The 4,793-nt window shown below is 59.9% G+C and carries 6 protein-coding genes; 3 read left to right on the top strand and 3 right to left on the bottom strand.

Annotated features, from left to right (window positions below; all coding sequences use genetic code 11):
- Positions 1 to 235: 235 nt before the first annotated feature.
- Entirely contained in the window at positions 236 to 568 is a 333-nt protein-coding gene (locus ABIB54_RS17550; protein ID WP_354576821.1) for an SdpI family protein, read from the bottom strand.
- Positions 569 to 1,004: 436 nt separating this feature from the next.
- Here ABIB54_RS17550 and ABIB54_RS17545 point away from each other — a divergent pair, with 436 nt between their 5' ends.
- Both ABIB54_RS17545 and ABIB54_RS17540 read left to right on the top strand, forming a co-directional pair.
- Positions 1,005 to 1,403 (top strand): hypothetical protein, encoded by a 399-nt coding sequence (locus tag ABIB54_RS17545; protein WP_354576820.1) that lies wholly within the window; start codon positions 1,005 to 1,007, stop codon positions 1,401 to 1,403.
- Positions 1,400 to 1,591, top strand: coding sequence for a helix-turn-helix transcriptional regulator (locus ABIB54_RS17540; RefSeq protein WP_354576819.1), 192 nt, complete (start codon positions 1,400 to 1,402; stop codon positions 1,589 to 1,591). Before ABIB54_RS17545 ends, ABIB54_RS17540 begins: the two co-directional genes overlap by 4 nt.
- A gap of 157 nt (positions 1,592 to 1,748) precedes the next feature.
- On the opposite strand, the gene ABIB54_RS17535 is transcribed toward ABIB54_RS17540, so the two are convergent.
- On the bottom strand, positions 1,749 to 2,009 hold the full coding sequence (locus tag ABIB54_RS17535; protein WP_354576818.1) for a Txe/YoeB family addiction module toxin: 261 nt from the start codon (positions 2,007 to 2,009) through the stop codon (positions 1,749 to 1,751).
- A complete protein-coding gene (locus ABIB54_RS17530) occupies positions 2,006 to 2,257 on the bottom strand; it encodes a type II toxin-antitoxin system Phd/YefM family antitoxin (RefSeq protein ID WP_354576817.1) in 252 nt (83 codons plus the stop codon). Before ABIB54_RS17530 ends, ABIB54_RS17535 begins: the two co-directional genes overlap by 4 nt.
- Positions 2,258 to 2,734: 477 nt before the next feature.
- Between ABIB54_RS17530 and ABIB54_RS17525 the strand changes: the two genes are divergently transcribed.
- Complete coding sequence (locus ABIB54_RS17525) at positions 2,735 to 4,030, top strand: alpha/beta hydrolase (RefSeq protein ID WP_354576816.1); 1,296 nt, start codon at positions 2,735 to 2,737, stop codon at positions 4,028 to 4,030.
- Positions 4,031 to 4,793: the final 763 nt, after the last annotated feature.

Here is a 4,793-nt window from a genome sequence, read left to right as displayed (position 1 = left end):
GAGAGTTTCCTCGAAGGATCACACGGTGGCCGCGCCCACGTCGTCACCGACGCGGCAAGCCACCGTGAGTTACACCACTATGCGGGACGTGACCCTGCTGGGCTGAATTTGGCACCCCCACCGGAGATCGAATTGAGCGTGTTTTCCCGCTTGGAGGGGTGCCCGCAGGGGAACCCCTTGCGCACGGGCGGACCTCGTCCGCTAGCTTGATCGGGTGGGCTGCTCAGATCTAAATTCAGCTCATTGCGGTCCCCGCCCCGCGCCAGGCGGCCACGACGGACCACCCTAGGAATAGAAACAAGAGCACGATGGGAGCAGTCGTGGCCTCGGGCGTGAACTGGGCTACCCCTGCAGCGATCGCGACAGCAACGAAGCCAATCCATGACGGAGCCCGAGCGGCCCTGTGACCTGCTACCCAGGCAGCCTCACTGGCCATCGTGGGAGGAATCCTGAGCCCAACGAAGCCATTGCGGCGAATCTTGCCCGACGCGGCAAGCTGCGTCACGACGACAACGAGGAGCATTGCGGCAGCAATGATGTAGGCGGCGAAATTCGTTTCGTAAGTCATGCCTCAGGGTATCGACACCACACAACATCAGCCGCTGATACATAACCGGATCGACTTCGCGCGCCAATCCCCGCCGCTCGACCGCGACGAGTCCCAATTCGTTGTCGACAGGCACACGAAAGGACCGCTCAAGCCGGCCGAGCAAATCTCGACGCACAATGCCATACGAGCACGACGCCGGCGTCCGGGCCCAGGCATCCGAAAGGTCGCGCTGCAGAGGGGCCCTGGCCGCACGAGGGACCCTCACCGGTGTTGACAGAAGCGTGCTTCGTACCTCCCCTGCCACGGTCACGTCCGCGAGCGGTAACTGCGGTAAGCGGCCTCCACTGAGTCTTTTGCAGACGTCGCGCACTCGTCTGTCGCTGAGTAAAGATACCTTTACGTCGACCACTGCTGATGCTATCGTTATGTACAGTGTCCTTTACATCGGAGTGGAATGCGCGCCTGGATTACTTTTGTCGGTTACGGGGTCATCGCAATTTTGGCCGTATGGGCATTGGCTCACGTCCTGCCCAATGAGCTTGCCCTCCTTCCACCAATTCTCTACGGGTTGATCGTGTTCAGCTCTGGCATCGGCAGCTTGCTGGTTCGCAAGCATTTAGAAAAGAAAAACCGCACGGCCGAGCCAGACAGCATCGAACACGCACTCGCGAAGCACGCTGGCTCCGACGCCTTCACATACGCGCTGGTGATAGCCGTCGCGTTCGGTCTCTTGCTGGTGATAGAGGAGCAGTTCATTACGGCGCTAGAAGTCTACGGATTGGTGGCGCTTTGCATTGCCCTGTTCTGGATCCGCTATGCGATGCTGCGCCGCAGCGTCAACGAAGACAGGTGAAAAACTCCATCGCCGCCCTTCGACGCAGCCACGGCTACTCGCAAGAAGAACTGGCCAAAATTGTAGGGGTATCCCGTCAGACGATCATCTCAATAGAAAAGGGCCGCTACGCGCCCAGCCTCGCTCTTGCAATCAGACTCACCCAACACTTTGAAACAACCATTGAACTGGTATTCACGCCGGAGTAGCGGACAGCGCCCTCATAGAAACTCACATTGGCCTCCCCGATAGCGGGATGGTCAGCGGGACGGATTTCACCGTGTTCTTCGAAGCCGATTTCCGGGCGTATTTCGATATTTGAGTTGCCCGCAAGCGGAACTTTGGGCGCGACACGTAGATCTCGGGTCAGTAGTGCTCGCGGGATTGCAGGATGACGATGTGGTCATCCGTGACGTAGTAGACCAGACGGTTCGCGTCGTCGATACGGCGGGACCACGCGCCAGAGAGAATGTGCCTGAGGGGCTCAGGTTTGCCGATGCCTGCAAAGGGATCGCGCAACACGTCGGCGATCAGCAGGTTGATTCGCTTGAGAGTCTTACGATCCTGGGTTTGCCAATAGAGGTAGTCCTCCCACCCATTCGGGTCGAAGGTGATCGTGCGAGTCACGCGTCCAAGAGGTCGTGCTGCTCGAACTCTCCGCGCCGCGCTCGCTCGATTGACGTGAGCAACCGCTCGGCATTCGCCGGGTTCCGCAGCAGATAGGCGGTTTCGGTTATCGCGTCGTAGTCCTCTTTCGACAGGATTACTGCGTTCCCGTGTCGGGAGACAACCTCGACAGCAGTGTGGTCATCATTGACCTGCTGGATGAGTCCGAACAGACTCTTACGTGCTTCAGTTGCGGTTATTGCCGACATGACCCTCTCCTCTAAATAGTACTTGATAGCGTACCACTAAAGGGTGCGGTGGAAGGGGTACAGGACAGACGAGAGAACGCGAACGAAACAGTGCCCTCGTGCCGCCACCGGAACATCGAGTGGCACCGCAAGGGGAAGGCCGAACGATCAGCGGACGCGATTTCGAGCGGCCAGTAAAGCGCTCTGGGGGCCACTTTTACCCGAAAGGGCCGCCCGGAGGCGGAACAATCTACGGCGAGGTCTCGACGGCAACCAAACTCGCCGAGTGGGCCTAAATTCGCCCTGCCAGCACGTCTGTTTGATACGATCCAGTCGGCGCGAAAGCGCTCGAGGGGGATGCGCCTATCGGGGCGCCTCGTCAGGTTCGATTTCTTGAATCCTCCACGCCGTTCGGCATAGACCTCTGCATCGTGGCACATCCTGCGGGCGTGACATTCCCGGCACTGACCACCGCACCGGCCCGAAAGATCTCGCGACATGGATTGGCTGTTTCACCTCTCCCTCGGCAGGCGCTCCTTTCTCCTCCCGGTCGACGCCGTGGCAGTCTCGTTTTTCGTTTACCTGCTGGTGCGAACTAAGAGCCGGCTACTCATACGGGGGATCGCCATCGCGACGGGCGGTGCCCTTGTGGGTGGCGTTCTCGTCTGGCTGGTCAGCGATGTATGGAATGTTTTCGGTATCGCCCTGACCCCAGTGGTACACGTATGGGTCGTGTTGGTCTTCTCTGGGGTATTTCTCGCTGTTTCCAACTTCTGGGCGAGTAGATGGTGGCGTAAGACAATAGCGGCCATCTCGATCCTTTCGTTTCTCGTCGCGGCCGGTGCAGGCATCAATGTCGACTTTGGTGCGTATCGAAACCTGAACGACGCGCTCGGCGTGAGCCCGTACTCCGCACTGCCGGCGGCGCGCATGTCCGCTCACGCCGGCACGATGGATGCCTCCTTGGCGAAGACCTGGAAGCTCCGCGACCATACCGGGATGCCCACACACGGAACTGTCGGCATGGTGACGATCCCCGGGGCCACGTCTCATTTCGTGGCGCGCAAGGCTGCTGTCTACCTCCCGCCGGCAGCGCTCGTGGCAGACCCACCTGTGCTGCCGCTCCTGATTCTCTTCACTGGACAACCCGGGACCCCCACCGAGATGTTCACCTCAGGCCGGGTGCCAGCGATACTCGATTCGTACGCGGCAGCACATGCCGGGCTCGCACCCATCGTCGTCGTACCGGACCAGCTCGGGGCACCGCTGAAAAATCCCATGTGCGCGGATTCTCGACTCGGCAAAGCAGCCACCTATCTCACTGTGGATGTTCGGGAGTGGATTCTCACTCACCTGCATGTTGCCACGAGCGGCCGATACTGGGGTGTTGGAGGCTACTCGGAGGGAGGCACCTGTTCGATCCAATTCGGTGCCGGCCGGCCGGACCTGTTCGGCTCGACCATCGACATCCTGGGCGAAGTAGTGCCGTCGGCGGGCGCGAACACGCTGTCTGACGCGTTTGGAGGATCCCGATCCGCGTACAGGGCGATCAAGCCGTTACCACTGCTAGCTCGGCACGCTCCGTATGAGGACAGCCTTGCAATCTTCGGGGCCGGTGTGAAGGACCACCAATTCGGGGCCTACGCGCGCACGGTCGAAGCGGCTGCGGCCCGGTCAGGAATGAAAACACGACTGATCGTGTCCCCGGACTCTGGCCATGATTGGAATACGGTCCGCTACGTGCTCACTCTGGCCCTGCCGGAGGTGTGTGCACGCTGGGGCTTGGGATCGTGAGCGAACCCTTCGCTGCCGATCCCTCTACAACGATGCCGCAACTCGCGATCCGATAGCTAACAAAACCAAATTGATCTTCCCCTAACACCTCACTCAATCCCGCAAGCGGGACGATCACCGGACGGAATTTCGAGCGTTCTGGAGAGCGCGCTGGAGACCACTTTTTGGCCTCGAGGGCCGCCCGTAAGCCGAACCGGCAAGGGGCCAGGACGCGGACGCGAGTGTGCACCCGCGGCCGGACATGGATTCGAGGGCCTTTTTAGCTTTCACAGGCACCCGGTAGCGGGACGGCTACCGCACTGTCGTGATGGTCCCGCTAATTCGTGTGGCAGGTTCCGCTGAGGCATCGGCCAACTAGTCGGCCTTGTTGGAGTAAAACCTGGCGATGACACTGTCATTGTTGGTAATTCCGTTGATGGCCCTCCCGGTGGATACCAGAAATATCACGACGGCCGGATAATTCTTGCAAGAAACCGCGCAACAACTCCCCGCGCCTAGGCCCATTTGTGGGTTCTGGGGATGCTCCGTTGGAATATACTGCTGGAAATATGTTGCTCCGTGGCTGCTTCTGTGAGCGATCCGGGGCATCTGCCGCTGAATACCAGGACGTGTGCCCTGGCAAATCCGACAGGATCCCGTGCTTCCATTCATCTCCCTTTCGCGTGCTCTGGGCTGCTGCGGATATCTCGGACAGTGGGCCCTCTTAAAATGAGGGTTCACTGAAAGTAGAGAACCGCATGACCGCGCCACGCCGGAAATTCAC

Origin of the sequence: Frigoribacterium sp. UYMn621, assembly GCF_040549525.1 — a bacterium.
Taxonomy (GTDB): Bacteria; Actinomycetota; Actinomycetes; order Actinomycetales; family Microbacteriaceae; genus Lacisediminihabitans.
The sequence above is the reverse complement of the archived record's forward strand: the minus strand, read 5'-3'. Positions and strand labels throughout refer to the sequence as shown.